At 64.7% G+C, this 21,963-nt stretch carries 24 protein-coding genes and 1 tRNA gene; 20 read left to right on the top strand and 5 right to left on the bottom strand.

What is annotated here, in order from left to right:
- Positions 1-101: 101 nt before the first annotated feature.
- Positions 102-1,163: a porphobilinogen synthase gene (gene hemB / locus UNPF46_RS28840; protein ID WP_181770163.1), complete on the bottom strand. Its 1,062-nt coding sequence runs from the start codon at positions 1,161-1,163 to the stop codon at positions 102-104.
- Positions 1,164-1,300: 137 nt separating this feature from the next.
- Between hemB and UNPF46_RS28835 the strand changes: the two genes are divergently transcribed.
- The 12 genes from UNPF46_RS28835 (at position 1,301) to UNPF46_RS28780 (ending at position 11,980) form a co-directional block, all read left to right on the top strand.
- Positions 1,301-1,810 (top strand): DUF6163 family protein, encoded by a 510-nt coding sequence (locus tag UNPF46_RS28835; RefSeq protein WP_100177585.1) that lies wholly within the window; start codon positions 1,301-1,303, stop codon positions 1,808-1,810.
- Between the two features lie 503 nt (positions 1,811-2,313).
- Positions 2,314-2,832 (top strand): transcriptional regulator LdtR, encoded by a 519-nt coding sequence (gene ldtR, locus UNPF46_RS28830; protein WP_018320040.1) that lies wholly within the window; start codon positions 2,314-2,316, stop codon positions 2,830-2,832.
- 199 nt (positions 2,833-3,031) lie between these two features.
- Positions 3,032-3,268: a hypothetical protein gene (locus tag UNPF46_RS28825; protein WP_100181200.1), complete on the top strand. Its 237-nt coding sequence runs from the start codon at positions 3,032-3,034 to the stop codon at positions 3,266-3,268.
- 38 nt (positions 3,269-3,306) lie between these two features.
- On the top strand, positions 3,307-3,528 hold the full coding sequence (locus UNPF46_RS28820) for a hypothetical protein (protein ID WP_014494771.1): 222 nt from the start codon (positions 3,307-3,309) through the stop codon (positions 3,526-3,528).
- Positions 3,529-3,796: 268 nt separating this feature from the next.
- Entirely contained in the window at positions 3,797-5,107 is a 1,311-nt protein-coding gene (gene glyA, locus UNPF46_RS28815; protein ID WP_100177586.1) for a serine hydroxymethyltransferase, read from the top strand.
- 28 nt (positions 5,108-5,135) lie between these two features.
- On the top strand, positions 5,136-5,618 hold the full coding sequence (gene nrdR, locus UNPF46_RS28810) for a transcriptional regulator NrdR (RefSeq protein WP_100177587.1): 483 nt from the start codon (positions 5,136-5,138) through the stop codon (positions 5,616-5,618).
- Entirely contained in the window at positions 5,615-6,775 is a 1,161-nt protein-coding gene (gene ribD, locus UNPF46_RS28805) for a bifunctional diaminohydroxyphosphoribosylaminopyrimidine deaminase/5-amino-6-(5-phosphoribosylamino)uracil reductase RibD (RefSeq protein ID WP_100177588.1), read from the top strand. The genes nrdR and ribD overlap by 4 nt, the downstream gene beginning before the upstream one ends.
- Entirely contained in the window at positions 6,775-7,386 is a 612-nt protein-coding gene (locus UNPF46_RS28800; protein WP_142252249.1) for a riboflavin synthase, read from the top strand. Before ribD ends, UNPF46_RS28800 begins: the two co-directional genes overlap by 1 nt.
- Before the next feature lie 74 nt (positions 7,387-7,460).
- On the top strand, positions 7,461-7,952 hold the full coding sequence (ribH, locus tag UNPF46_RS28795; protein WP_142252248.1) for a 6,7-dimethyl-8-ribityllumazine synthase: 492 nt from the start codon (positions 7,461-7,463) through the stop codon (positions 7,950-7,952).
- Positions 7,953-7,956: 4 nt separating this feature from the next.
- Positions 7,957-8,469, top strand: coding sequence for a transcription antitermination factor NusB (gene nusB / locus UNPF46_RS28790; RefSeq protein ID WP_142252247.1), 513 nt, complete (start codon positions 7,957-7,959; stop codon positions 8,467-8,469).
- 136 nt (positions 8,470-8,605) lie between these two features.
- On the top strand, positions 8,606-9,625 hold the full coding sequence (thiL, locus tag UNPF46_RS28785; protein ID WP_142252246.1) for a thiamine-phosphate kinase: 1,020 nt from the start codon (positions 8,606-8,608) through the stop codon (positions 9,623-9,625).
- A 234-nt stretch (positions 9,626-9,859) separates the two neighbouring features.
- The gene (locus tag UNPF46_RS28780) at positions 9,860-11,980 is read left to right on the top strand and encodes a sodium-translocating pyrophosphatase (protein ID WP_100177594.1); all 2,121 of its coding nucleotides are present in this window, start codon (positions 9,860-9,862) and stop codon (positions 11,978-11,980) included.
- Positions 11,981-12,131: 151 nt separating this feature from the next.
- Here the strand turns inward: UNPF46_RS28780 and UNPF46_RS28775 are convergent, their stop codons facing one another.
- Together UNPF46_RS28775 and UNPF46_RS28770 are read right to left on the bottom strand one after the other, a co-directional pair.
- Complete coding sequence (locus tag UNPF46_RS28775) at positions 12,132-13,145, bottom strand: Bug family tripartite tricarboxylate transporter substrate binding protein (protein ID WP_100177595.1); 1,014 nt, start codon at positions 13,143-13,145, stop codon at positions 12,132-12,134.
- 218 nt (positions 13,146-13,363) lie between these two features.
- Complete coding sequence (locus UNPF46_RS28770; protein WP_181770162.1) at positions 13,364-13,849, bottom strand: outer membrane protein assembly factor BamE; 486 nt, start codon at positions 13,847-13,849, stop codon at positions 13,364-13,366.
- 98 nt (positions 13,850-13,947) lie between these two features.
- Between UNPF46_RS28770 and UNPF46_RS28765 the strand changes: the two genes are divergently transcribed.
- The 8 genes from UNPF46_RS28765 to UNPF46_RS28730 all read left to right on the top strand — a co-directional run bounded on the left by UNPF46_RS28765 (position 13,948) and on the right by UNPF46_RS28730 (position 20,029).
- Positions 13,948-14,499 carry a ubiquinol-cytochrome C chaperone family protein gene (locus tag UNPF46_RS28765; protein WP_142252244.1) on the top strand — a complete coding sequence of 184 codons (552 nt, stop codon included), beginning with the start codon at positions 13,948-13,950 and terminating at the stop codon, positions 14,497-14,499.
- The gene (locus UNPF46_RS28760; RefSeq protein WP_142252243.1) at positions 14,496-15,065 is read left to right on the top strand and encodes a YceD family protein; all 570 of its coding nucleotides are present in this window, start codon (positions 14,496-14,498) and stop codon (positions 15,063-15,065) included. The genes UNPF46_RS28765 and UNPF46_RS28760 overlap by 4 nt, the downstream gene beginning before the upstream one ends.
- A gap of 300 nt (positions 15,066-15,365) precedes the next feature.
- The gene (gene plsX, locus UNPF46_RS28755; RefSeq protein ID WP_142252242.1) at positions 15,366-16,427 is read left to right on the top strand and encodes a phosphate acyltransferase PlsX; all 1,062 of its coding nucleotides are present in this window, start codon (positions 15,366-15,368) and stop codon (positions 16,425-16,427) included.
- Positions 16,424-17,404 (top strand): beta-ketoacyl-ACP synthase III, encoded by a 981-nt coding sequence (locus UNPF46_RS28750; RefSeq protein WP_100177599.1) that lies wholly within the window; start codon positions 16,424-16,426, stop codon positions 17,402-17,404. The genes plsX and UNPF46_RS28750 overlap by 4 nt, the downstream gene beginning before the upstream one ends.
- Before the next feature lie 134 nt (positions 17,405-17,538).
- A complete protein-coding gene (locus UNPF46_RS28745; RefSeq protein ID WP_018456841.1) occupies positions 17,539-17,880 on the top strand; it encodes an integration host factor subunit alpha in 342 nt (113 codons plus the stop codon).
- A 24-nt stretch (positions 17,881-17,904) separates the two neighbouring features.
- The gene (locus UNPF46_RS28740; protein ID WP_100177600.1) at positions 17,905-18,486 is read left to right on the top strand and encodes a MerR family transcriptional regulator; all 582 of its coding nucleotides are present in this window, start codon (positions 17,905-17,907) and stop codon (positions 18,484-18,486) included.
- Positions 18,487-18,616: 130 nt separating this feature from the next.
- Positions 18,617-18,694, top strand: a tRNA-Pro gene (locus tag UNPF46_RS28735).
- 258 nt (positions 18,695-18,952) lie between these two features.
- Complete coding sequence (locus tag UNPF46_RS28730; protein ID WP_142252241.1) at positions 18,953-20,029, top strand: COG3904 family protein; 1,077 nt, start codon at positions 18,953-18,955, stop codon at positions 20,027-20,029.
- 360 nt (positions 20,030-20,389) lie between these two features.
- Here the strand turns inward: UNPF46_RS28730 and UNPF46_RS28720 are convergent, their stop codons facing one another.
- Together UNPF46_RS28720 and UNPF46_RS28715 are read right to left on the bottom strand one after the other, a co-directional pair.
- Positions 20,390-20,812, bottom strand: a complete 423-nt coding sequence (locus tag UNPF46_RS28720; protein WP_142252240.1) for a BA14K family protein — start codon at positions 20,810-20,812, stop codon at positions 20,390-20,392.
- Between the two features lie 284 nt (positions 20,813-21,096).
- Positions 21,097-21,960, bottom strand: coding sequence for a transglutaminase family protein (locus tag UNPF46_RS28715; RefSeq protein ID WP_142252239.1), 864 nt, complete (start codon positions 21,958-21,960; stop codon positions 21,097-21,099).
- Positions 21,961-21,963: the final 3 nt, after the last annotated feature.

The raw sequence follows: 21,963 nt of genomic DNA, 5'->3' as shown, positions 1-21,963 counted from the left end.
TTTCGCCGGTACGAATACCGCGGATCACAGTTAGATTGCGCGGTATGGGTCCCTGCGTACGCATGCGTACGCAGGGACGACAGTGAAGGTACCCCGCCAGCTTACCCCTGCGCCCGCAGCTTCTCTGCCGCCTTCGGCGCGAAATAGCTGAGCACGCCGTCGGCGCCGGCGCGCTTGAAGGCAAGCAGGCTCTCCATCATCGCGCGCTCGCCGTCGAGCCAGCCGTTGTTCGCGGCGGCTGCAATCATCGCGTATTCGCCGGAGACCTGATAGGCGAAGGTCGGCATCGCGAACGTATCCTTCACGCGGCGGACCACGTCGAGATAGGGCATGCCGGGCTTCACCATCACCATGTCGGCACCTTCGGCGATGTCGAGCTCGACCTCGCGCAGCGCCTCGTCGGAGTTGGCGCTGTCCATCTGATAGGTGCGCTTGTCGCCGGTCAGCGTCTTGGCCGAGCCGATCGCGTCTCGGAAGGGCCCATAGAAGGCGGAGGCGTATTTGGCCGCATAGGCCATGATCTGCACGTCGGACAGGCCGGAGCGATCCAGTCCCTCGCGGATCGCGGCCACGCGGCCGTCCATCATGTCGGAGGGCGCGATGATGTCGCAGCCGGCCTCGGCCTGCACCAGGGCCTGGCGCACCAGCACCGCGACCGTCTCGTCGTTCAGGATCCTGCCGTCCGAGATCAGGCCGTCATGGCCGTGGCTGGTGAAGGGATCGAGCGCGACGTCGCAGAGCAGGCCGATCTCCGGAAACTCCTTCTTGATCGCGCGCACCGCCTGGCAAACCAGATTGTTCGGATTGGTCGCTTCAGAGCCTTCCTCGTCGCGCAGGGACGGATCGGTGTAGGGAAACAGCGCGATGCAGGGAATGGTGAGCTTCATGGCGCGCTCGGCCTCGCGCACGGCCTGGTCGACGCTGAGGCGCTCGACGCCGGGCATCGAGGCGACCTGCTCGCGCTTGTTGTTGCCGTCGATCAGGAACAGCGGCCAGATCAGATCGTCGGTGGTGAGCACGTTCTCCCGCACCATGCGCCGGGCCCATTCGGCCTTGCGGTTGCGGCGCGGGCGGACGGTCAGATCGAGGGCATGGGGCACCATCGTGCCCTCGTGGCGCGAGACCTCGCGCAATTCGATCGGACGTCCGTATTTGATCGCCATCACTCTTCCTCCGGCTGGAATTATTCTTATACCAGCTCGCACGGTTCCCGTCACCGCGGCTTGACCTGCCGCAAGGCAGAGTTGAACGGAAGGCGCGGCCGATTGATTTTGCAGGGCGAAGCAGCCACAAAGGGCCCATGTCCGAGATCTCCACCCGCGATGCGGCCCGCGACGGCGCAAGGGACACTACCAGAGACGCCGCCAGAGAGACCGCCAGAGAGACCGCCATGTCGGTCGCTGCGATCTCTTCGGAGCGGACCGAGTCCGACGACAATGTCTGGACGCGCCGCCTGGTGCTGTTCCTGCGGGTGATGGCGCTGCTCTCGATCCTGAAGGGGCTCTATCACTGGGCGCAGGTCACCGGCTTCGTCGGCGGCGAGGACGAGGCGTTCGAGAACCAGTCGATGGCCTGGCAGGCCGCCACCGTCTACTTCGCCGTGATCGAGCTCGTCGCCGCGGTCGGCCTGTGGCTGGCAACGCCATGGGGCGCGGTGGTGTGGCTGACCACCGTGGTGTCGATGGCGGTGATCGAGCTGATGTTCCCGGGAATCTACGGCGGCAGCCTGATCGTCGTCGGCGTCGAGGCCTTCATGCTCGCCGCCTATCTCGCGCTCGCGTGGATGGCCGCGCGCGAGCGCCCGCCGTAGGGCGGACGATCGCAAAGCACACTCTCGTGCCCCGGACGCAGCGCTCCTTCAGCGGTGCGCTGCAGAGCCGGGGCCCATCTCTCCGCAATCTCGCTTTGAAACATCTGGGTCCCGGCTCTGCGCGCCGCTTTGCGGCGCTTGTCCGGGACACGAGAGTGGTCAGCTTGGTTGACCGCTGGTTGCCTAAAATTTGCGGTAAGTTTTCGTTGACCAGCCGGTTCCGCCACAGCTCTTACGCGCCCGTTTCGAAACGGAGCGGGGCTGTTCTGGAATGCGACAGGTGCGGCGGACGGAGGGTGAACAGGACCTTGCGAAGGTCAACAGAGAGTTGCGAAAAGTGCTTGTGGCACAGGCTTAATCCGCAATTCACTGTCTTAAATTCATGATCTCTTTATTCTCTTATTTAAGCCGATCTTCAAACGCGCCCCTTAAGTTGCACCTATCAGACGGGACACAAGTTTCGTCGAATAAGTGTCGATAAAAACGACAACAGGGGAAGTGTCATGATGAAAGCCGTCGCAACTGCGGCAGATACCGCAGAGCGCGTCTCCGGCCAGCAGGGTTCGGTGCAGTCGCTCTATCTGGAAGCTTTGACTCTGGTGGAGCGGCTGCATCGCCGGCTCCTCGACGTGATCAAGGACGAATTCGATCGCCGCGGCCGCGCGGACATCAACTCGGTGCAGGCGCTCCTGCTCTACAACATCGGCGACAAGGAGCTGACCGCGGGCGAGCTGCGCACGCGCGGTTACTATCTCGGCTCCAACGTCTCCTACAATCTGAAGAAGCTCGTCGAGCTCGGCTTCCTCGATCATCAGCGCTCGCGCGTCGATCGCCGCTCGGTGCGCATCCGCCTGACTCCGCAGGGCCAGGAAGTCCGCCGCATCGTCGATGCGCTCTACCAGAAGCACGTCAAGACGGTCGAGCAGGTCGGCGGCATCTCGGGCGAGGAATTCTCGACCCTCAACAAGTCGCTGCATCGCCTCGAGCGGTTCTGGACCGACCAGATTCTGTATCGCCTCTGATTTTTCCAAAGGATTAGGCCAAGCCGGCCCGCAACAAGACCGGCAAGCTTCCCAAAACGTGCCTGACTTCCCCAAGCGCATCGGCCCGGAGTTGCCCCCGGACCGGTGCGTTTACATTTTTGCACCTGCGAAAAAAGTCGCGGGGCGGGGAACCAGTTCCGGCTCCGGCGCTTATCTCCTTCGGATCGGAGACATGTCGATGCTGGTCGAGCGCGGGCTTCAGGCGATGAACGTGGAACTCGTGAGCGAGGCTTACGCCATCGCCGCGAATTACCTTCGCCGCTCGGGCGCGATCCCCGATACGCTCGTCACCGACGAACGCCTGCTCGGGATCATCGTGAAGCTGCTCCAGCACGGCGAATTCAACAGGATCAGGCTCGCCAACAAGGCGATCGCCCGCTTCGAGGCGCAGGCCGAGGCCCGCGCGGTTGCCTGATCAACAGTCCCAAAATACCGACGAACCAGAGGGGTGCCATGGAAGCCGCCATCGACCGCATCATGCAGACCTATGACCTGCTCGCCAACCGCACCGCCGCGGCCAGCGAGGAGGCGAGGGCCAAGGTCACGAACTATCTCAACACCCTGATGGAAGCCGGCGAGAAGGACCCGCACAGGTTGACGGTCTGCGGCCTGACCTACCTGCGGCAGCTCGACGGCAGCGTGGACCCGGTGAAGGCGGGGTATACCGGGCTGTGACGGGACATTGGTCGCAGTCCGCCGCCCAGGGGTGAGACGTTAAGGCCCGAAGCGGTCCCATTTCGGGTTTAGGCGGACGGGCGGTTCCTCGAACCGGCCCGGTTGCCGAAATTCCCCGATCCCCACCATATCTTGCACAAATATCGAGCCCGACCCGCAAATGCTTGGCCTGTTGCGGGCGATGTGGTAGATCGCGCGTGCTTCCGATCGCCACACCAGACCCGCCCGTAGCCCGCCAAAAGGCTGCGGCGGTGGAGATATTCGCAAGATGACCTCAGCCAAGAACTCTACAGCGTCCGCCTCCGCGCCCGATTCGTTTTTCACCGCCTCGCTCGAGCAGGCCGACCCGGACATCGCCGCCGCCATCAAGGGTGAGCTCGGCCGTCAGCGCCATGAGGTCGAGCTGATCGCCTCCGAGAACATCGTCAGCCGGGCCGTGCTGGAAGCGCAGGGTTCGGTGATGACCAACAAGTACGCTGAGGGTTATCCGGGCGCGCGCTACTATGGCGGTTGTGAGTGGGTCGACGTCGCCGAGAATCTTGCGATCGATCGCGCCAAGAAGCTGTTCGGCGCCAAATTCGCCAACGTGCAGCCGAACTCCGGCAGCCAGATGAACCAGGCGGTGTTCCTGGCGCTGCTGCAGCCCGGCGACACCTTCATGGGCCTCGACCTTGCGGCCGGCGGCCATCTCACCCACGGCTCGCCCGTCAACATGAGCGGCAAGTGGTTCAAGGCCGCGCACTACACCGTGCGCCGCGAGGACCAGATCATCGACATGGATGCGGTCGCCAAGCAGGCCGAGGAGGTCAAGCCGAAGCTGATCGTCGCCGGCGGCTCGGCCTATTCGCGCGCCTGGGACTTCAAGCGCTTCCGCGAGATCGCCGACAGCGTCGGCGCGTATCTGCTGGTCGACATGGCCCACTTCGCCGGCCTCGTTGCCGGCGGCGTGCATGCCTCGCCGGTGCCGCATGCCCACATCACCACGACGACGACGCACAAATCGCTGCGCGGCCCGCGCGGCGGCCTGATGCTGTGGAATGACGAGGCGCTGACCAAGAAGTTCAACTCGGCGATCTTCCCGGGTCTGCAGGGCGGCCCCCTGATGCACGTGATCGCGGCCAAGGCGGTCGCCTTCGGCGAGGCGCTGCGTCCGGACTTCAAGGTCTACGCCAAGAACGTCGTCGAGAACGCCAAGGCGCTGGCAGAAGCGATGAAGAGCCACGGCTTCGACATCGTCTCCGGCGGCACCGACAACCATCTGATGCTGGTCGATCTCAGGCCGAAGGGCCTGAAGGGCAACGCCTCGGAGAAGGCGCTGGTTCGCGCTGCCATCACCTGCAACAAGAACGGCATTCCGTTCGACCCCGAGTCGCCCTTCGTCACCTCCGGTATTCGTCTGGGCACGCCGGCGGCCACCACCCGCGGCTTCGGCGTCGCCGAATTCCAGCAGGTCGGCGGCATGATCGCCGAGGTCCTCAACGCGATCGCGCAGTCCTCCGACGGCAAGGCGCCGCTGGTGGAAGCCGCGATCAAGGAACGGGTCAAGGCGCTCACCGACCGGTTCCCGATCTATCAATAAGGCCAAGAGAACTGATTAAGGTCAACGGATGCGCTGCCCGAACTGCAACAGTCTCGATACGCAGGTAAAGGACTCGCGTCCGACCGAGGACTCTTCCGTCATTCGCAGGCGGCGCGTGTGCGTCGCCTGCGAATTTCGCTTCACCACCTTCGAGCGCGTGCAGCTGCGCGAGCTCACGGTGATCAAGCGCAACGGCCGCCGCGTGCCGTTCGACCGTGACAAGCTGATGCGCTCGGTGTCGATCAGTCTGCGCAAGCGGCCGGTCGAGCCGGAAAGGGTGGAGAAGATGGTCTCCACCATCGTGCGCGAGCTCGAGACCGGCGGCGAGGCCGAGATCTCGTCCGAGGTGATCGGCGAGACCGTGATGGAGCATCTGCGTACGCTCGACGACGTCGCCTATGTGCGCTTCGCCTCGGTCTACCGCAATTTCCGCGAGGCCAAGGATTTCGCCAACGTGCTCGGCGAGCTCTCCGGTGAGGAGGAAGCGCGGCTTGCCGCGATCCGCAAATGATCTTCCGTATCCTGGAAGATCAGTTCGCGCAGAAGGCCCGTGAGGCCAAGGACGCCGATCTTCGTTTCATGCAGCTGGCGCTGGCGCTGGGGAGGCGCGGGCAGGGTCGCACCTGGCCCAATCCGGCCGTGGGTGCCGTCATCGTCAAGGACGGCGTCATCGTCGGCCGCGGCTGGACGCAACCAGGCGGGCGGCCGCATGGCGAGCCCGAGGCTTTGCGGCGCGCAGGAGAAGCCGCCCGCGGCGCCACGCTCTACGTCACGCTCGAGCCGTGCTCGCATTTCGGCAAGTCGCCGCCTTGCGCAGATGCGGTGATCGCCGCCGGTATCAAGCGGGTGGTGGCGGCGATCGAGGATCCCAATCCGGAGGTCGCAGGGCAGGGGCATGCACGCCTGCGCGCTGCCGGCATCGCGGTGGACGTAGGCCTGTGCGCGGCGGAGGCCGCGTTCGACCATGCCGGCCATTTCCGCCGCATCCGGGACCAGCGTCCGCACGTGATCCTGAAGCTCGCGGTTTCGCCCGACGGCAAGATCGGCGCCGCCGGCGGCAAGCCGGTCGCGATCACGGGGGAGGCGGCGCGCAATCGCGTGCATCTGCTGCGCGCGCAGAGCGATGCGATCCTGGTCGGCATCGGCACGGTGCTGGCGGACGATCCGCAGCTCAATTGCCGCCTGCCGGGCATGGCGGCGCGCTCGCCAGTGCGTGTGGTGCTCGACCAGAGCCTGCGCATCCCCGCTTCAAGCCAGCTCGTGCGCTCCGCGCGCGAGACGCCGCTGTGGGTCATCGCTTCTGAGCTTGCGGAGCCTGCCGCTGCAACCCGCCTTGGTGCGGCCGGTGCGCAAATATTGCGCGTGCCTGCAGGCAGTGCATCAGGGCTCGATTTGCCGGCCACACTGCATGCGTTGGCCGGGAAGGGCATCACGCGGCTGATGGTCGAGGGCGGCAGCCGCGTTGCGGCATCGTTCGTGTCCGCCGACCTCGCCGACGAGATCTGGCTGTTCCGCGGCGCGGAAGCGGTGGGCCCTCGCGGCGTCGATGCGCTCGATGCATTGCCCCTGTCGGAAATCACGCAGTCGCAGGCCTACAAGGTTCATGCTAGCGAGACATTCGGCCAGGATACTTCCAAGGACACTCTCACCATCTACGAGCGCGCGTAATGTTCACCGGCATTGTCACCGATATCGGCGAGATCGTCAGCTTCACGCCCGTGGTGCAAGGGCAGCTGCACCGGCTGCGCATCGCCTGCAGCTACGATCAGACCACCATCGCCGACGGCGCCTCGATCGCCAGCAACGGCGTGTGCCTGACGGTGGTCGCCTCCGGCGTCGCGGGCGGCAAAACCTGGTACGATGTCGATGCGGCGGCGGAGACGCTGGCGCTGACCACGGCCAAGCACTGGAAACTGGGCACGAAGCTCAATCTCGAGCGCGCGCTCAAGATCGGCGACGAGCTCGGCGGCCATATCGTCGCCGGCCATGTCGACGGGATCGCGACCATTGTCAGCCGCGAGGACCTGCCCGACATGGCGCGGTTCGAGCTCTCCACCACGCGGGAGCTGGCGCGGTTCATCGCCACCAAGGGCTCGATCACGCTCGACGGCGTCTCGCTGACGGTCAATTCGGTCAAGGACGTGACCTTTACGGTGCTGATCATCCCGCACACGCTCGAGGTCACCACGATCGGTGGCTGGAAGGCGGGCAGCGAGGTTAATATCGAGGTCGATCTGATGGCCCGCTATGCGGCGCGGCTGACCGAAATGACGGTTTAAAACTTGGCTTACGTGCCTGCGGCGACTACATAACGCGCCGACCCAAGAGACGACTTCACGAACGGATTGAGACGATGGCAGACGCGCGGCGCGCACCCCTGAAGGACCAGACCGACATTTCCGGCGCGCGCGCGCTGATTGTCGAGGCAAGGTTCTACGACGATCTCCAGGACGCGCTTCTGGACGGCGCGGTGACCGAGCTGAAGGCGGCCGGCCTGACCCATGACGTCATCACGGTTCCCGGCGCGCTGGAGATTCCGGCGGCGGTGGCGATTGCGGTCGATGCGGCAGCCGCAAGCGGCAAGCCCTACGACGCGGTGATCGCGCTCGGCTGCGTGATCCGCGGCGACACCATTCATTTCGAGATCGTCTCGCAGGAATCCTCGCGCGCGCTGATGGACCTCGCCGTGGCGCGCAAGCTGCCGCTCGGCAACGGCATCCTCACCGTCAACAACGAGGATCAGGCCTGGGCGCGGGCGCGCGCCAGCGAGCTCAACAAGGGCGGCGACGCCGCGCGCGCCGCGCTTGCCATGCTGCGCATCAAGCGCCGCCTGGCGCGGGCCTGACGCCATGGTCGATTCCAAGAAAACGGCTGATCCCAGGAAACCGGCGGGCGCTCCGGAAAAGAAGGCGAACCGGCGCGGTGCGGCGCGGCTGGCCGCCGTCCAGGCGCTGTACCAGATGGACATCGCAGGTGCCGGCATCAACGATATCTTCGCCGAGTTCGAGAGCCATTGGCTCGGCAACGAGGTCGAGGGCGACACCTACCTGCCGGCGGAAGCCGCGTTCTTCCGCGACGTCGTCTCCGGCGTCGTGCGCGACCAGAAGAAGCTCGATCCCCTGATCGACGAGGCATTGTCGAAGGGCTGGCCCTTGAAGCGGATCGAAGCGATCCTGCGCGCGGTGTTGCGGGCGGGGGCCTATGAGCTCCAGCACCGCAAGGACGTGCCGGGCCGCGTCGTCGTCTCCGAATATGTCGATGTCGCCAATGCCTTCGTCGACCGCGAGGAAACCGGCATGGTCAACGCCGTGCTCGACCAGATCGGCCGCCAGTTCCGCGGCGACGAGTTCGGGCGGGGGTAAATCGAGACGACGACCTCCGCCGTAGCCGTCACCCTGAGGTGCCGGAGCGAAGCGGAGGCCTCGAAGGGCGGCGGCGTGCCACAAGGTGCACCTCGGCCGAGCATCCTTCGAGGCTCGCAAGGGCTCGCACCTCAGGATGACGGGTCTGGTTATTGTGACGCAGGACCAATACCGAGCTTCCCCCGAAGACTCCCTCATCGCGCGCTATTTCAAGCCGCTGGCGACCGATCCCGGTGCGTTCGCCCTGGTCGATGATGCTGCGGTGCTGTCGTCATCCGGCGACGACATCGTCGTCACCACCGACGCCATCGTCGAGGGCGTGCACTATCTTGCCAGCGATCCCCCTGACACCATCGCGCGCAAGGCGCTGCGGGTGAACCTGTCCGATCTCGCCGCCAAGGGCGCGGTGCCCGCCGGCTTCGTGCTGACGCTGGCGCTGCGAGCCAAGGAGGATGGCTGGCTTCGGCCCTTTGCGGACGCGCTGGGCGAGGACGCAATGGAATTTGCATGTCCGCTGCTCGGCGGCGACACGGTCTCGACGCCGGGCCCGCAGATGATCTCGATCACCGCCTTTGGCCGCGTGCCGAAAGGGCGGATGGTCGGCCGCACCGGCGCCAGGCCGGGCGATCGCATCCTGGTGACGGGCACGATCGGCGATGCCGCGCTCGGCCTCGACGTGCTCACGGGCGGCGCCGCCGCGGCGGCGCTCGCCACCGATCCCGTCGCAGGGCAGGCCCTGGTCTCGCGCTATCGCGTGCCGCAGCCGCGCAATGTGCTGGCGCTGGCCGTGCGCGATCATGCGACCGCAGCGATGGACGTCTCCGACGGCCTCGCCGGCGATCTGGTGAAGCTCTGTGCGGCCTCCGGGGTCTCGGCCACGGTCGACGTGACGAGCGTGCCGCTCTCGGCCGCAGCTGCAAGCCTCATCTCCCGCAACGTCGTTTGTGTCGAGACGCTGCTCGCGGGGGGCGACGATTACGAGGTGCTGTGCACTGTTCCGCCGGCGCAGGTCGATGCGCTGCTCGCGGCGGGGCGGGCGGCCGGCCTTGCCGTCACGGCGATCGGCACGATCGTCGCGGGGCAGCAGCGGATGCGCTTCCTGGACGGGCAGGGCCAGGAACTGGTTTTGAAGCGGCTGTCCTACAGCCACTTCTAGGAATTGCTCCAACCGGCATCTTGGTTTTCGGCACCTCGTCCTAAATACCTGCCGAGATCGGCGTTTTCGCCCCTATCCGGCGTTGCACCCTCAATTTGATTTTGGCAAGCTCGCGCTCGACTGAGGCCGCCCCTTTTGGGCAAGGGGCGGCTTTGTTCGAAATCAAGGCGCCGCACCGCACGACGGACAACAAAAGGCGCCGGGGGTACATCAAGGATCTGAGGCATAAATCACATGACAGCATTATGGTTGATAGTACTCTGCGGAGTGCTTTCCGTCGTCTACGCGATTTGGGCGACGTCTTCGGTGTTGAGCGCGGATGCGGGGTCGCCGCGCATGCAAGAAATTGCAGGAGCGGTCGCTGAGGGTGCTCAGGCGTATCTGCGGCGCCAATACACCACGATCGGTATCGTCGGCATCGTCATCTTCGTCTTGCTCGTCTATTTCCTCGGAATCTACGTCGCCATCGGCTTCCTGATCGGCGCGGTCCTGTCGGGGGCCGCCGGCTTCATCGGCATGAACGTCTCGGTCCGCGCCAATGTGCGTACGGCCCAGGCGGCGACGACGTCGCTCGCCGGTGGCCTCGAGCTCGCCTTCAAGGCAGGCGCGATCACCGGTATGCTGGTGGCAGGTCTCGCATTGCTCGGCGTGACGCTCTATTTCGGCTTCCTGGTGCATTCGCTGAAGCTCGCGCCAGACAGCCGCGTCGTCGTCGACGCCCTGGTGGCGCTCGGCTTCGGCGCCTCGCTGATCTCGATCTTCGCCCGTCTCGGCGGCGGCATCTTCACCAAGGGTGCGGACGTCGGCGGCGATCTCGTCGGCAAGGTCGAGGCCGGCATTCCCGAGGACGATCCGCGCAACCCGGCCACGATCGCCGACAACGTCGGCGACAATGTCGGCGACTGCGCCGGCATGGCCGCGGACCTGTTCGAGACCTATGCGGTGACCGCGGTCGCCACCATGGTGCTCGCTGCGATCTTCTTCGCCAAGACGCCGATCCTCGCCAACATGATGACGCTGCCGCTCGCGATCGGCGGCATCTGCATCATCACGTCGATCATCGGCACCTTCTTCGTCAAGCTCGGGCCGAGCCAGTCGATCATGGGCGCGCTCTACAAGGGCCTGATCGCAACCGGCGTCCTGTCGCTGGTCGGCATCGGCGGCGTGATCTACGCGCTGATCGGGTTCGGCAAGCTCGACGGCGTCGACTACACCGGCATGGCGCTGTTCGAATGCGGCGTGGTCGGCCTCGTCGTCACCGCGCTGATCATCTGGATCACCGAATACTACACCGGCACGGACTATCGTCCGGTGAAGTCGATCGCGCAGGCCTCGGTGACCGGCCACGGCACCAACGTGATCCAGGGCCTTGCCGTCTCGATGGAAGCGACCGCGTTGCCCGCGCTCGTCATCATCGCCGGCATCCTGGTCACCTACAGCCTCGCCGGCCTGTTCGGCATCGCGATCGCGACCGCCACCATGCTGGCGCTGGCCGGCATGATCGTCGCGCTCGACGCCTTCGGCCCGGTGACGGACAACGCCGGCGGCATCGCCGAGATGGCGGGCCTGCCGAAGGAAGTGCGCAAGTCGACCGATGCGCTCGACGCGGTCGGCAACACCACCAAGGCGGTGACGAAGGGTTACGCGATCGGCTCCGCCGGTCTCGGCGCTCTCGTGCTGTTCGCGGCCTACAACCAGGACCTCAAGTTCTTCGTTGGGGATTCCGCGCACCATCCCTACTTCGCGGGCGTCAATCCGGACTTCTCGCTGAACAATCCCTACGTCGTGGTGGGCCTGCTGTTCGGCGGCCTCCTGCCGTATCTGTTCGGCGCGATGGGCATGACCGCGGTCGGCCGAGCCGCGAGCGCGATCGTCGAGGAGGTCCGGCGCCAGTTCCGCGAGAAGCCGGGCATCATGCAGGGCACCGACAAGCCTGATTATGGCAAGGCGGTCGACCTGCTGACCAAGGCGGCGATCAAGGAGATGATCATCCCCTCGCTGCTCCCGGTGCTGTCGCCCATCTTCGTCTATTTCGCGATCTATGCGATCGCGGGCGGCGGGGTGGCCGGCAAGTCGGCGGCGTTCTCGGCCGTCGGCGCCATGCTGCTCGGCGTGATCGTGACGGGCCTGTTCGTCGCGATCTCCATGACCTCGGGCGGCGGCGCCTGGGACAACGCCAAGAAGTACATCGAGGACGGTCATTTCGGCGGCAAGGGCTCTGACGCCCACAAGTCGGCGGTGACCGGCGACACCGTCGGCGATCCCTACAAGGACACGGCGGGCCCCGCGGTGAATCCGATGATCAAGATCACCAACATCGTGGCCCTGCTGCTGCTGGCGATCCTGGCGCACTGAGCCGCGCGAACGAGACAAGACAAAACCCCGCGGCGTGAGCCGCGGGGTTTTTGTTTCTCGCCGTCATTCCGGGGCGGTCCAAAGGACCGAACCCGGAATCTCGAGATTCCGGGTTCGGCTCTTTCGAGCCGCCCCGGAATGACGCTTCGCGTCACTGCACGTCCATCTGCAGCCCTTCCTTCTGGATGATGCCGGCGAACTTCTTCGTCTCGGCGTCCACGAAGGCGGCGAACTGCTCCGGCGTGCCGTAATCGGCGCGGGCGCCCATGGCGGCGATCTGCTTCTTGACGTCGTCGCGCTCCAGCATCGCCTTGACCTGGAGATTGAGCGCGCCCAGCACCTCCGGCGAGACGCCCTTCGGCAGGAACACCGAGAACCACGACGAGACGTCGAAATTCGCAAGCTCCGGCGCGCTCTCGCGCATGGTCGGCAGGTTAGGGGCGAGGTCGCTGCGCTCGGGCGTGGTGACGCAGAGGCCGGTGAGGGTGCCGTTCTGAACCTGCGGCAGGCTTGGATAGAGATTGTCGAACAGGATCTGGATGTCGCCGGCGAGCGCGGCCTGCAGCGCGGGTCCGGCGCCGCGGAACGGGATGTGCGTCATCTTCAGCCCGGTGAGCTGGAGGAACCAGGCGCCGGTGAGGTGAGGGCTCTGGCCGACGCCGGAGGAGGCGTAGCTGAGCTTGTCCGGATTGGCCTTGAGAAAGGCGATCAGCTCGGCAACCGACTTGATGCCGGTCTTCGGATGCGCCGAGACGATGTTCGGGATCCGGATCATGTTGGAAACCGGCTGGAGCTGGTCCGGCTTGTAGGTGAGGTTCTTGAAGATGCTGTAGGCGATCGCGTTCGGACCGGGATTGCCGATCAGGATGGTGTGGCCGTCAGGCTTGGCGCGGACCACCTCGGCCGTGCCGATGGTGCCGCCGCCGCCGGAGCGGTTTTCAACGACGGCCGACTGGCCCCATGCGGTTTGCAGATGTGCGGCGAGGAGCCGGCCCATCACGTCGGTCGAGCCGCCGGCTGCGGCCGGGACGACGAGACGAACGGTCTCGGTCGGTTTCCAGTCCGCAAGGCTCGATCGCGGCAGGATGGCCGCGGCCGAAAGGCCCGCAGCAGCGGTGAGCACGCGACGGCGGGACAACAAAGTGTTCTGAAGTTTCTTGGGCACGAATCCAACTCCCTGCTTCTTGCTTTGCAGCGAGCGTAAGGAACCCGACTTGCGACGGCAAGTCGCACGCGACGACCAAGGCCGCGCAGAGGGTGGCACGACGCCGCAGGCGAGCGCCATTTACCTTCCGGCGGAATTGGAGCCGCGCGAGAGGCTCGCCTTGAAGCGTTGTCGCGACGCCAACCGGCGTCCACGTCGCTCGAAAAGGAGCTGGCGACCTAGTTGAAGCTGAGCAGCTTGAACAGCGGCGCGAGGTAGCTCATCTCCTGACCCGACGTCGCCGTGGTGCGGCTGATGAAGTCGAAGATCTTGCCGTCCTGCAGGCCGTAATTCGCCAACCGGCGCACGCGCCGGTTCTTGTCGAAATAGACCGCGATCACGCGCTGGTCGATCACCTTCTGGTTCATGAAGGCGACCATGCGCTCCGAGCGCTGCGAGATGTAGTAGAACACCTCGCCGTCGAGGGTGGCGACGGTGGAGGGCGTGCCCATCACGATCAGCACCTGATCCTGGCTCGCGCCGATCGGAATCTGCTCCAGCGCGCCGGGCGGCAGGATGTAGCCCTTCTGGAACTGTTCGCCGGTGCAGCCCGCAAGAGCGGCGCCGACCACGGCCATTGCGGCGAGCATGCGCAAGCCGCGCCAGCGTGCATGAAGGCCGCGCCGCTTGTCCGCGCGCAGGCTGGTCTGGTTCGTCGTGGTCATAGCGGAATTGATTCCGTCCCCTTGCGTCGCGCGAGGCGCTGAAGTACCGGGCTGGGCGACTGAATGCAACTCGCGCGCGCCCGCTTGCGGAAACCACAATGCTTTGGCCGTTCAATCACTTCAGGAAACCCCGGCTAACCCCGCCAGGCACCATTGAAGCCATCTATGGCATGATCGTGACGCAGGCGCGAGAACCCATATTTTACCGCGACTTGGGCGTGCCCGATACGGTTAACGGGCGTTTCGACCTGTTGCTGCTGCATCTCTGGCTGCTGCTGCGACGCCTGCGCACGGTCCAGAGCGCCGCGGAGCTGTCGCAGGCGCTGTTCGACCGCTTCTGCGAGGATATGGACGACAATCTGCGCGAGATGGGGGTGGGCGACCAGACCGTGCCGAAGCGGATGCGGGCCTTCGGCGAGGCCTTTTACGGCCGCGTCCAGGCCTATGACCTTGCCGTGGAGGCCGGCGGCGAGGCACTGGCAGAGGCGATCTGCAAGAATATCTTGAATGGGACAGGCCTGGACCAAGCGAAGCGGCTCGCGGCCTATGCCCGAGCCAGTGAGGCCGCGCTCGGCCAGGCCGACGAGGCCGCGCTGCTGCGGGCCTCTTTCAGCTTTCCTCCAGCGCGCAGCGAGGATGTCACGCCATGAGCCGACCAAATACCGGATCCGCGCCCGATCCCTGGCGGGCGCCCGTCATCGTCGCCCAGGTCCCCGATACCGGCCTGCATCGCGAACTCGAGGCCTCGGCCGCCGAGCGGCACGCCATGGCGGAGCTCGCGGGCGTGCGGGAGATCCTGTCTGCCGAAGCCGATTTCGACGTGCTGCCCAAGAGCGGCGGCCGGGTTCAGGTGACCGGCACCATCAGGGCCAGGGTCGGCCAGACCTGCGTGGTCACGCTCGATCCGATCGAGAGCGAGATCGAGGAGGAGGTGGACCTGATGTTCGCCCCCGAGGCCGAGGCGCGGCGCCTGGCCGACCTGATCGAGGAGGGCCAGGACGGCGACGATCCGCCCGAGGTCGCCGATCCGCCGGAGGCCATCGTCAATGGAATCATCGACCTCGGCCGGGTCGCCACCGACGCCCTGTTCCTGGCGATCGATCCCTATCCGCGCAAGCAGGGGGCCGTGTTCGAGGCGGAGGTCACCGCCCCCGATCCGGAGGACCATCCGTTCGCGGCGCTGAAGGCGCTGCAGGACAGCAAGAAGGACCGGTAGCGGGGCGTTTCTACGGGAGATCGCCTTGCCGGGGTGCGCGAGGCATTTCCCGGGATGGTTTCAAACATGCCCTTATCTATCTGATTTCAATATGTTCCTTGCCGATTTCGGGATTCACGGTCGGATCGCCCAGAAAGCAAAAGGCTGGGGGCAAGAGGTTGTTTCGGGGTAACAAAACGCTATTGTCGCGCCCCGGTCCGGGTGCGGCGTGGCGCTTGGCCGGGTCGCCATGTCCGTGGCGAACCCATCCGCGGCCCCCGCTGATCCAAGACCGCACCAGACCAGGTTTCCAGGACTTTTATGCCAAGCAAGGTTCGCATCGCGCTGGACGCCATGGGCGGCGACGTCGGCCCTGCCGTGGTCATTCCGGGCGCGGCCATCTCGCTTGGGCGGCACCGCGATAGCGAGTTCCTGCTGGTCGGCGACCGCGCCAGGATCGAGGCGGAACTCGAGAAGTCCCCGAAGCTGAAGGCCGTCTCGAAGATCGTCCACACCGATGTGGCCGTCGGCATGGACGACAAGCCGAGCCAGGCGCTGCGGCGCGGCCGCAAGACCTCCTCGATGTGGATGGCGATCGACGCCGTCAAGCGGGGCGAGGCCGATGTTGCGATTTCGGCCGGCAATACCGGCGCGCTGATGGCGATGGCCCGGTTCTGCCTGCGCACGCTGCCGGGCATCGACCGCCCGGCCATCTCCGCGATCTGGCCGACCAAGCGCGGCGAATCCGTGGTGCTCGATCTCGGCGCCACGCTCGGCGGCGACGCCCACCATCTGGTGTCGATGGCGGTGATGGGCGCGGCCAAGGCGAGCGTGCTGTTTAACAAGAAGCGGCCGACCGTCGGCCTGCTCAATATCGGGACCGAAGAGGTCAAGGGCCACGAGGAGATCCGCGAGGCCAGCGAGATCCTGCGGGCCAGGAACCTGCCGGAGCTCGACTATATCGGCTTCGTCGAGGGGGACGGCATCGGCAAGGGCGTCGCCGACGTCATCGTCACCGAAGGCTTCAGCGGCAACATCGCGCTCAAGACCGCCGAGGGAACCGCCCGGCAGATGGCCGAGTTGCTCCGCAACGAGTTGCAGCGGAGTTGGCTGACCAAGCTCGGCTACCTCTTGGCCCGCCGCGCCTTCCAGGCCCTGCGCGACAAGATGGATCCTAACAAGTCCAACGGCGGCGTGCTGCTGGGACTGAACGGGATCGTGGTCAAGAGCCATGGCGGAACCAGCGCCGAAGGCTTTGCCTATGCGATCGATGTTGGCTATGAGATGGCTCACTACGATCTCCTGAACAAGATCAATCAGATGCTCAACCGCGAGGGTGGTGCACTCAATTCCGTGCAGGCCGCGCAGGAGGCTGTTTCGTGACTCAAATTCGTTCGGTCGTGCTTGGCTGCGGCTCCTATCTGCCGGAGCAGGTCGTGACCAACGCCCAATTGGCGGCGCGTATCGACACCTCCGACGAGTGGATCGTGCAGCGCACCGGCATTCGCGAGCGGCACATCGCGGCCGAGGGCGAGTTCACCTCGCATTTGGCGATCCGGGCGGCGCAGGCCGCGCTCAGCGATGCCGGCCTTGACGCGCAGTCGATCGACCTGATCGTGCTGGCGACCTCGACGCCGGACAACACCTTCCCCGCGACCGCCGTCGCCGTGCAGCACGGGCTCGGCATCAACCACGGCGCGGCCTTCGACCTGCAGGCGGTGTGCTCGGGCTTCGTGTTCGCGCTCGCCACCGCCGACAACTTCCTGCGCACCGGCGCCTTCAAGCGCGCGCTGGTGATCGGCGCCGAGACCTTCTCGCGCATCCTCGACTGGAACGACCGCGGCACCTGCGTGCTGTTCGGCGACGGTGCCGGCGCGGTGGTGCTGGAGGCGCAGGCGCAGCCGGGCAAGGCGGCGACCGACCGCGGCGTGGTCACGACTCACCTGCGCTCCGACGGTCGCCACAAGGCAAAGCTGTTCGTCGACGGCGGGCCGTCCTCGACCCAGACCGTCGGCCATCTGCGCATGGAGGGCCGCGAGGTCTTCAAGCATGCGGTCGGCATGATCACCGACGTGATCGTCGACGCCTTCGAGGCGACCGGGCTCAATGCCGAGACCATCGACTGGTTCGTGCCGCACCAGGCCAACAAGCGAATCATCGACGCTTCCGCCCACAAGCTCCACATTGCGCCCGAGAAAGTGGTGCTGACGGTGGACCGTCACGGCAACACCTCGGCCGCCTCGATCCCGCTGGCGCTGTCGGTGGCGCGCAAGGACGGCCGCATCAAGAAGGGCGACATGGTTCTCATGGAGGCCATGGGCGGCGGCTTCACCTGGGGCTCGGCGATGGTGCGCTGGTAGAGCCACAGTCGATAAAATTTTGCCGGAATTAGCCGCCATTATCGATGCGCGTGCATTGATGAGCGCTGTTGACCGCCGTAACGTAAGCTCATAATTTCAGACAACAATTGTTCGCCGTGATGTGGGGCAGGGCGATGACCGATCAAAGTAAAACCGTAACGCGTGTCGATCTGTGCGAAGCCGTCTACCAGAAGGTGGGCCTGTCGCGCACGGAATCCTCTGCGTTCGTGGAACTCGTGCTGAAGGAGATCACCGACTGCCTGGAGAAGGGCGAGACGGTGAAGCTATCCTCGTTCGGCTCCTTCATGGTGCGCAAGAAGGGCCAGCGTATCGGCCGCAACCCGAAGACCGGCACCGAGGTGCCGATCTCGCCGCGCCGCGTCATGGTGTTCAAGCCGTCGGCGATCCTCAAGCAGCGGATCAACGCCCAGCACCGCACCAACGGCGACGCCAGCAAGGCGCAACCCGAGGCGTAACCGCCTTTCGAAGAGGATTGGCATTTGGACAAGGCGCCGGATGCGTTCCGAACCATCAGCGAAGTAGCGCAGGAGCTCGACATCCCGCAGCACGTGCTGCGGTTCTGGGAGACCCGCTTCTCCCAGATCAAGCCGATGAAGCGCAGCGGCGGCCGCCGCTATTACCGCCCCGACGACGTCGACCTGCTCAAGGGCATCCGCCGGCTGCTCTACGGCGAGGGCTACACCATCCGCGGCGTGCAGCGGATCCTCAAGGAGCATGGCGTCAAATCGGTGCAGGGCCTCGCCGACAGCGCCGCCGCGGTCTCGTTCGGCGCCATCGAGGACGCCATCGGCGCGAGCCTGATGGAGCCCGAGGACGAGGAGGCGCCGATCAAGGGCGTCGCCGATGCCGACGATGACGACTACCAGGGTGACGAGGAGGAAGGCATCGACTTCCGCTTCACCGAGGTCGACGACGAAGAGATCCTCACCACCTTCCGCAAGGGCGGCACGCCCGCCGCCCCGGCCGGCCCCAGCGCGCTGGACCGGGAGCGCCTCGGGAAGGTGCTCGCCGACCTCGTCGCGTGCCGCGAGATGCTGGATCAGGCCCTGAACGACGGCTAGAGGCGGTCTTCGGACCGCTTGCGGCCAGTTCCCCGGGGCGCCCTGGGCGCAAAGCCGATCAAGGAGAGGCACCAAAATGCTGCGGCCTCGCCTTGCGCATCGCGCCGATCCTAGCTAATGGAACGACGTTCGGAGCGTGGCGCAGCCCGGTTAGCGCACTAGTCTGGGAGACTAGGGGTCGGAGGTTCAAATCCTCTCGCTCCGACCATTTTTTCCAAAGTATCAGTCGGGTGGATGAACCTGCCGTAGGGCTCGCGCTGGCGGGCGCGCAGGTCGGCAGCGAGTGGCTGCTTCGGTGATCGGCAACCCAAATGCCGGAAAATAACCCCATGCACAGTAGCGATGTCATTGAGGGAATGGTGTTTTTCCGAATCGATTTGCAGCGCGTGAGGCTGCTTCTACCAAAAGGTGTAGCGACGGCCTGTACTCCCACGCTAATTTGTGGCGTTGGGCAGGAATTGGATCGATGGCGCAGCTTGTGAAAGCCATGGCGTGGCGGAAGATTTACGCGCTCGCTCTTCTATTGGCTTTTCAGTCGGGTTCGGCGGACGCGCAATCGAACATGACCGTAAAGGGATTCCCGCCGGAGCTACCCATTGAGATAGCGGGCAATGGATGGTTCGTCTTTTTGGACGGAGACATCGATCCCGATGCACCCCAGCGGTTTGAGCAGTATGTCACGCAAAACCGTATTCCCGATCGGTCTATTGTCTACCTGAACTCACCTGGTGGAAGCTTGGCTGCGGGCATAGAACTCGGTCGTCTGTTCCGAAAATATGGTTTCTCCACCGATATCGGTCGGAAATCACCATTCTCTCCGAAGCGCTACGATATTGATGCGGGCGGCTGTTATAGCGCGTGCGCGTACGCTTATTTGGGCGGTCAATTCAGGTATTTGAAGCAGGGGTCCCGATACGGCGTTCACCAATTCAAGTCGGTGCGGGCCGATGAGCGCATTGAAGGGACTGCTCAGGTCATCTCCGCTCTGGCAGTCGAATACATGCGCTCGATGGATGTTGATCCAGATCTTTTCACGTTGAGCGCCGCCGCGAGCCCTGACGGGATGCAGGAGATCGACAAAGTAACTTTGGAGCGGCTGAATGTCGTCAATAACGGGCGGACCCGACCTGTCTGGACAATCGAAAGTACGGGCGGACAACTTTATCTGAAAGGACAGCGAACAACCGAAGAATCTGGAATCAACAAGTTCATCCTCTACTGCGAAAAGCGACGCGCAGTTTTGCTCGCTATCTTCGACACTCTTCGCAGGGATGCAGAGCTCATGAATATGGCAGCCCATTCTCTTTTGATCGATGGGCAGGTGTATCGGCTGAGGCCCGATTCCAAGCGGATTCAAAATGGGTTGTTCAATGTCGCGTATACACTCTCGCAAAAGGAACTAGTCGCACTTCGCAAGGGAGAGAATGTTGGTGTGGCGATTCAGGCCTCGTACGAGGCACCTATATTCCTCGGGTTCGAGGGAATGAGCATCGGGAGCGGCAAGCTGAAGCTTGTTGGCATACTCGATCAGTGCGCTCTATAGGGGCTTCCCATTTTGCAGTCACCGCAGGCCTCGCTTCTCCGCGCGCCAGGCGGCGCATCATTCTAGCAAGCGCGTCCGGTCACGAGTCTGCGCAGGGCTTTCTCGATCGGGAGGTCCGCGACCTCCGCGTGCGCTGAGCGGACGATCCCGATGATCTCAGAGCGTGCGACGAAGCCGCTACTCTGGGGCTGAACAAAGCCGCCTCCGCGAACGCCGAAGACAGTTCGCGGTGACCAGCGGATTCACTAGCCGAAGCAGCGCGCCATCCGGCTCTTCGGAGTTCATCGCAGATGATGGCCGCGACTATCGCGGCCAATCGGTTCGCACCGCATTGGAGAACCGAGACTCAGGTTGCCGGCCTTACGGGCAGGGATGCCGCAGGCCATCATAGCCGAGATAGGTGCCGGAATACGGGTCATAGGACCTGAAGCGTTGGGCGCAATAGGCCACCGCGTCGCCAACATAGGGAGGCGGAGCGACATAGACCGGCCCGTAATAGCCGGGATAGCCGGGGCCGTAGCCGTAATACCCATAGGGTCGCGTTGCGCCAATGATCGCTCCGCCGATCAGGGCGCCGGCGATGCCTGCACCAATTCCAATTCCTGCACCGCCACGATAGCCGCCGTGCCAGCCGCGGCGATATTGCACGGTCTCGACCGATGGCGCCACCGTGCTACGCAGCATCAGCGGGGACGTTAGTGGCGCCGCAGTGACGGGCGCGGCGAGCCACGGCGTGGTGGCGACGACGAGCGCAACAAGCATAGTCCTGGACGACTTGTTCATGACAGCATCTCCAATGCGTTTTCGAGTAGCGCGGCCGTCTGCGGCGGCATCTTCGAAAAGGATCGACCAATAATGGTCCAGGAAGGCTGACTTGAATTGATCTGGCGCAACGTGGGCGCGCATCGATCGGACAAACTTGATCTTGTTCATTGGAGACATCTGCGCCTTGCGCGCGAACCAATGGCCGATCTTTCCTCATATCCGCAGTCGCGCACGCGTGTCGGCTGGTCTTCTCAGATTGTTGGTGGGCTGATCTGCCTGGCGGCCATCCGCCGAAGGTCGATCTAAGACGTGACGAAAACTTCTACGGACATCCCGGCGAAGGCGCCGGTGCTGCCGACGAAACTGCCGGACACCGGGATCGTCTGCCGGATGTCGCGCGCGACCGCGACCGGGATCAGATTGAAGCCGCCGAGGCTGCGGTTGGTCGGGTCGAATGTGATCCAGCCGGCTCCAGGTACGAAGACCTCCGCCCACGCATGGGTTGATCCCGCACCGCTCGACCCGATGCTGCGTTGGTCTGGATTGTAAAGATAGCCGGACACGATTCTGGCTCCGAATCCGAGCATGCGCGCGGCCTCGGTGAACAGCACGGCGAAATCCCGGCATGATCCCCAGCCACGATTCAGGGTTTCCACCGGCGTTTGGGTGCCCTCGTCCTCACGGCTCTGATACCGGACAGCTTCGGAAACGCCGACGCTGAGGTCTTTTAGCAGTGACAGCGTGTCAGTCCGACTTCCTCGAACGAACATTTGCGCCCAGTTTCGCAGGACTCCCGCCGAGTCCGAGAACTGGGGGAGGGCCAGGGCGCCGAGATCGGTCCAGTCGTCGTCGGAATAGTGGAAGGGGTAAGACACGGCCGAGACCGCGATATCGAACACTGGCCACGCGACGGCGTCGAGCTGAAGCTCCGCGACGCTGGCGATCGCCAGAGTGGAGGCCGTCATCTGAAACGTGGCCGTCGCGATTGCATTGCCGAACACATCGTGCGCCCAGGTCAAGGCCGCGGGCGGGGTGACCGTGATATTGCTCGAAATCAAGCGAAGCTCGCGGCTTTCGCGCGGACGAAGCATCAGGCGGTGCGGCAACAGGCGCACGGGCTCGTTGAATCGATACGTCGTCGTGTGCAGAACCTTCAGTGTTGTCAACGA

Origin of the sequence: Bradyrhizobium sp. UNPF46 (genome assembly GCF_006658625.1) — a bacterium.
Taxonomy (GTDB): Bacteria; Pseudomonadota; Alphaproteobacteria; order Rhizobiales; family Xanthobacteraceae; genus Bradyrhizobium; species Bradyrhizobium nitroreducens.
Note: the sequence above shows the minus strand (reverse complement) of the source record. Positions and strands in the feature narration are given on the sequence as shown.

Excerpts from the sequence above, each read along its gene's own strand:
- hemB (WP_181770163.1), bottom strand. The coding sequence starts at position 1,163 with ATGGCGATCAAATACGGACGTCCGATCGAATTGCGCGAGGTCTCGCGC.
- UNPF46_RS28835 (WP_100177585.1), top strand. The coding sequence starts at position 1,301 with ATGTCCGAGATCTCCACCCGCGATGCGGCCCGCGACGGCGCAAGGGAC.
- ldtR (WP_018320040.1), top strand. The coding sequence starts at position 2,314 with ATGATGAAAGCCGTCGCAACTGCGGCAGATACCGCAGAGCGCGTCTCC.
- UNPF46_RS28825 (WP_100181200.1), top strand. The coding sequence starts at position 3,032 with ATGCTGGTCGAGCGCGGGCTTCAGGCGATGAACGTGGAACTCGTGAGC.
- UNPF46_RS28820 (WP_014494771.1), top strand. The coding sequence starts at position 3,307 with ATGGAAGCCGCCATCGACCGCATCATGCAGACCTATGACCTGCTCGCC.
- glyA (WP_100177586.1), top strand. The coding sequence starts at position 3,797 with ATGACCTCAGCCAAGAACTCTACAGCGTCCGCCTCCGCGCCCGATTCG.
- nrdR (WP_100177587.1), top strand. The coding sequence starts at position 5,136 with ATGCGCTGCCCGAACTGCAACAGTCTCGATACGCAGGTAAAGGACTCG.
- ribD (WP_100177588.1), top strand. The coding sequence starts at position 5,615 with ATGATCTTCCGTATCCTGGAAGATCAGTTCGCGCAGAAGGCCCGTGAG.
- UNPF46_RS28800 (WP_142252249.1), top strand. The coding sequence starts at position 6,775 with ATGTTCACCGGCATTGTCACCGATATCGGCGAGATCGTCAGCTTCACG.
- ribH (WP_142252248.1), top strand. The coding sequence starts at position 7,461 with ATGGCAGACGCGCGGCGCGCACCCCTGAAGGACCAGACCGACATTTCC.
- nusB (WP_142252247.1), top strand. The coding sequence starts at position 7,957 with ATGGTCGATTCCAAGAAAACGGCTGATCCCAGGAAACCGGCGGGCGCT.
- thiL (WP_142252246.1), top strand. The coding sequence starts at position 8,606 with ATGACGGGTCTGGTTATTGTGACGCAGGACCAATACCGAGCTTCCCCC.
- UNPF46_RS28780 (WP_100177594.1), top strand. The coding sequence starts at position 9,860 with ATGACAGCATTATGGTTGATAGTACTCTGCGGAGTGCTTTCCGTCGTC.
- UNPF46_RS28770 (WP_181770162.1), bottom strand. The coding sequence starts at position 13,849 with ATGACCACGACGAACCAGACCAGCCTGCGCGCGGACAAGCGGCGCGGC.
- UNPF46_RS28765 (WP_142252244.1), top strand. The coding sequence starts at position 13,948 with ATGCTTTGGCCGTTCAATCACTTCAGGAAACCCCGGCTAACCCCGCCA.
- UNPF46_RS28760 (WP_142252243.1), top strand. The coding sequence starts at position 14,496 with ATGAGCCGACCAAATACCGGATCCGCGCCCGATCCCTGGCGGGCGCCC.
- plsX (WP_142252242.1), top strand. The coding sequence starts at position 15,366 with ATGCCAAGCAAGGTTCGCATCGCGCTGGACGCCATGGGCGGCGACGTC.
- UNPF46_RS28745 (WP_018456841.1), top strand. The coding sequence starts at position 17,539 with ATGACCGATCAAAGTAAAACCGTAACGCGTGTCGATCTGTGCGAAGCC.
- UNPF46_RS28730 (WP_142252241.1), top strand. The coding sequence starts at position 18,953 with ATGGCGCAGCTTGTGAAAGCCATGGCGTGGCGGAAGATTTACGCGCTC.
- UNPF46_RS28720 (WP_142252240.1), bottom strand. The coding sequence starts at position 20,812 with ATGAACAAGTCGTCCAGGACTATGCTTGTTGCGCTCGTCGTCGCCACC.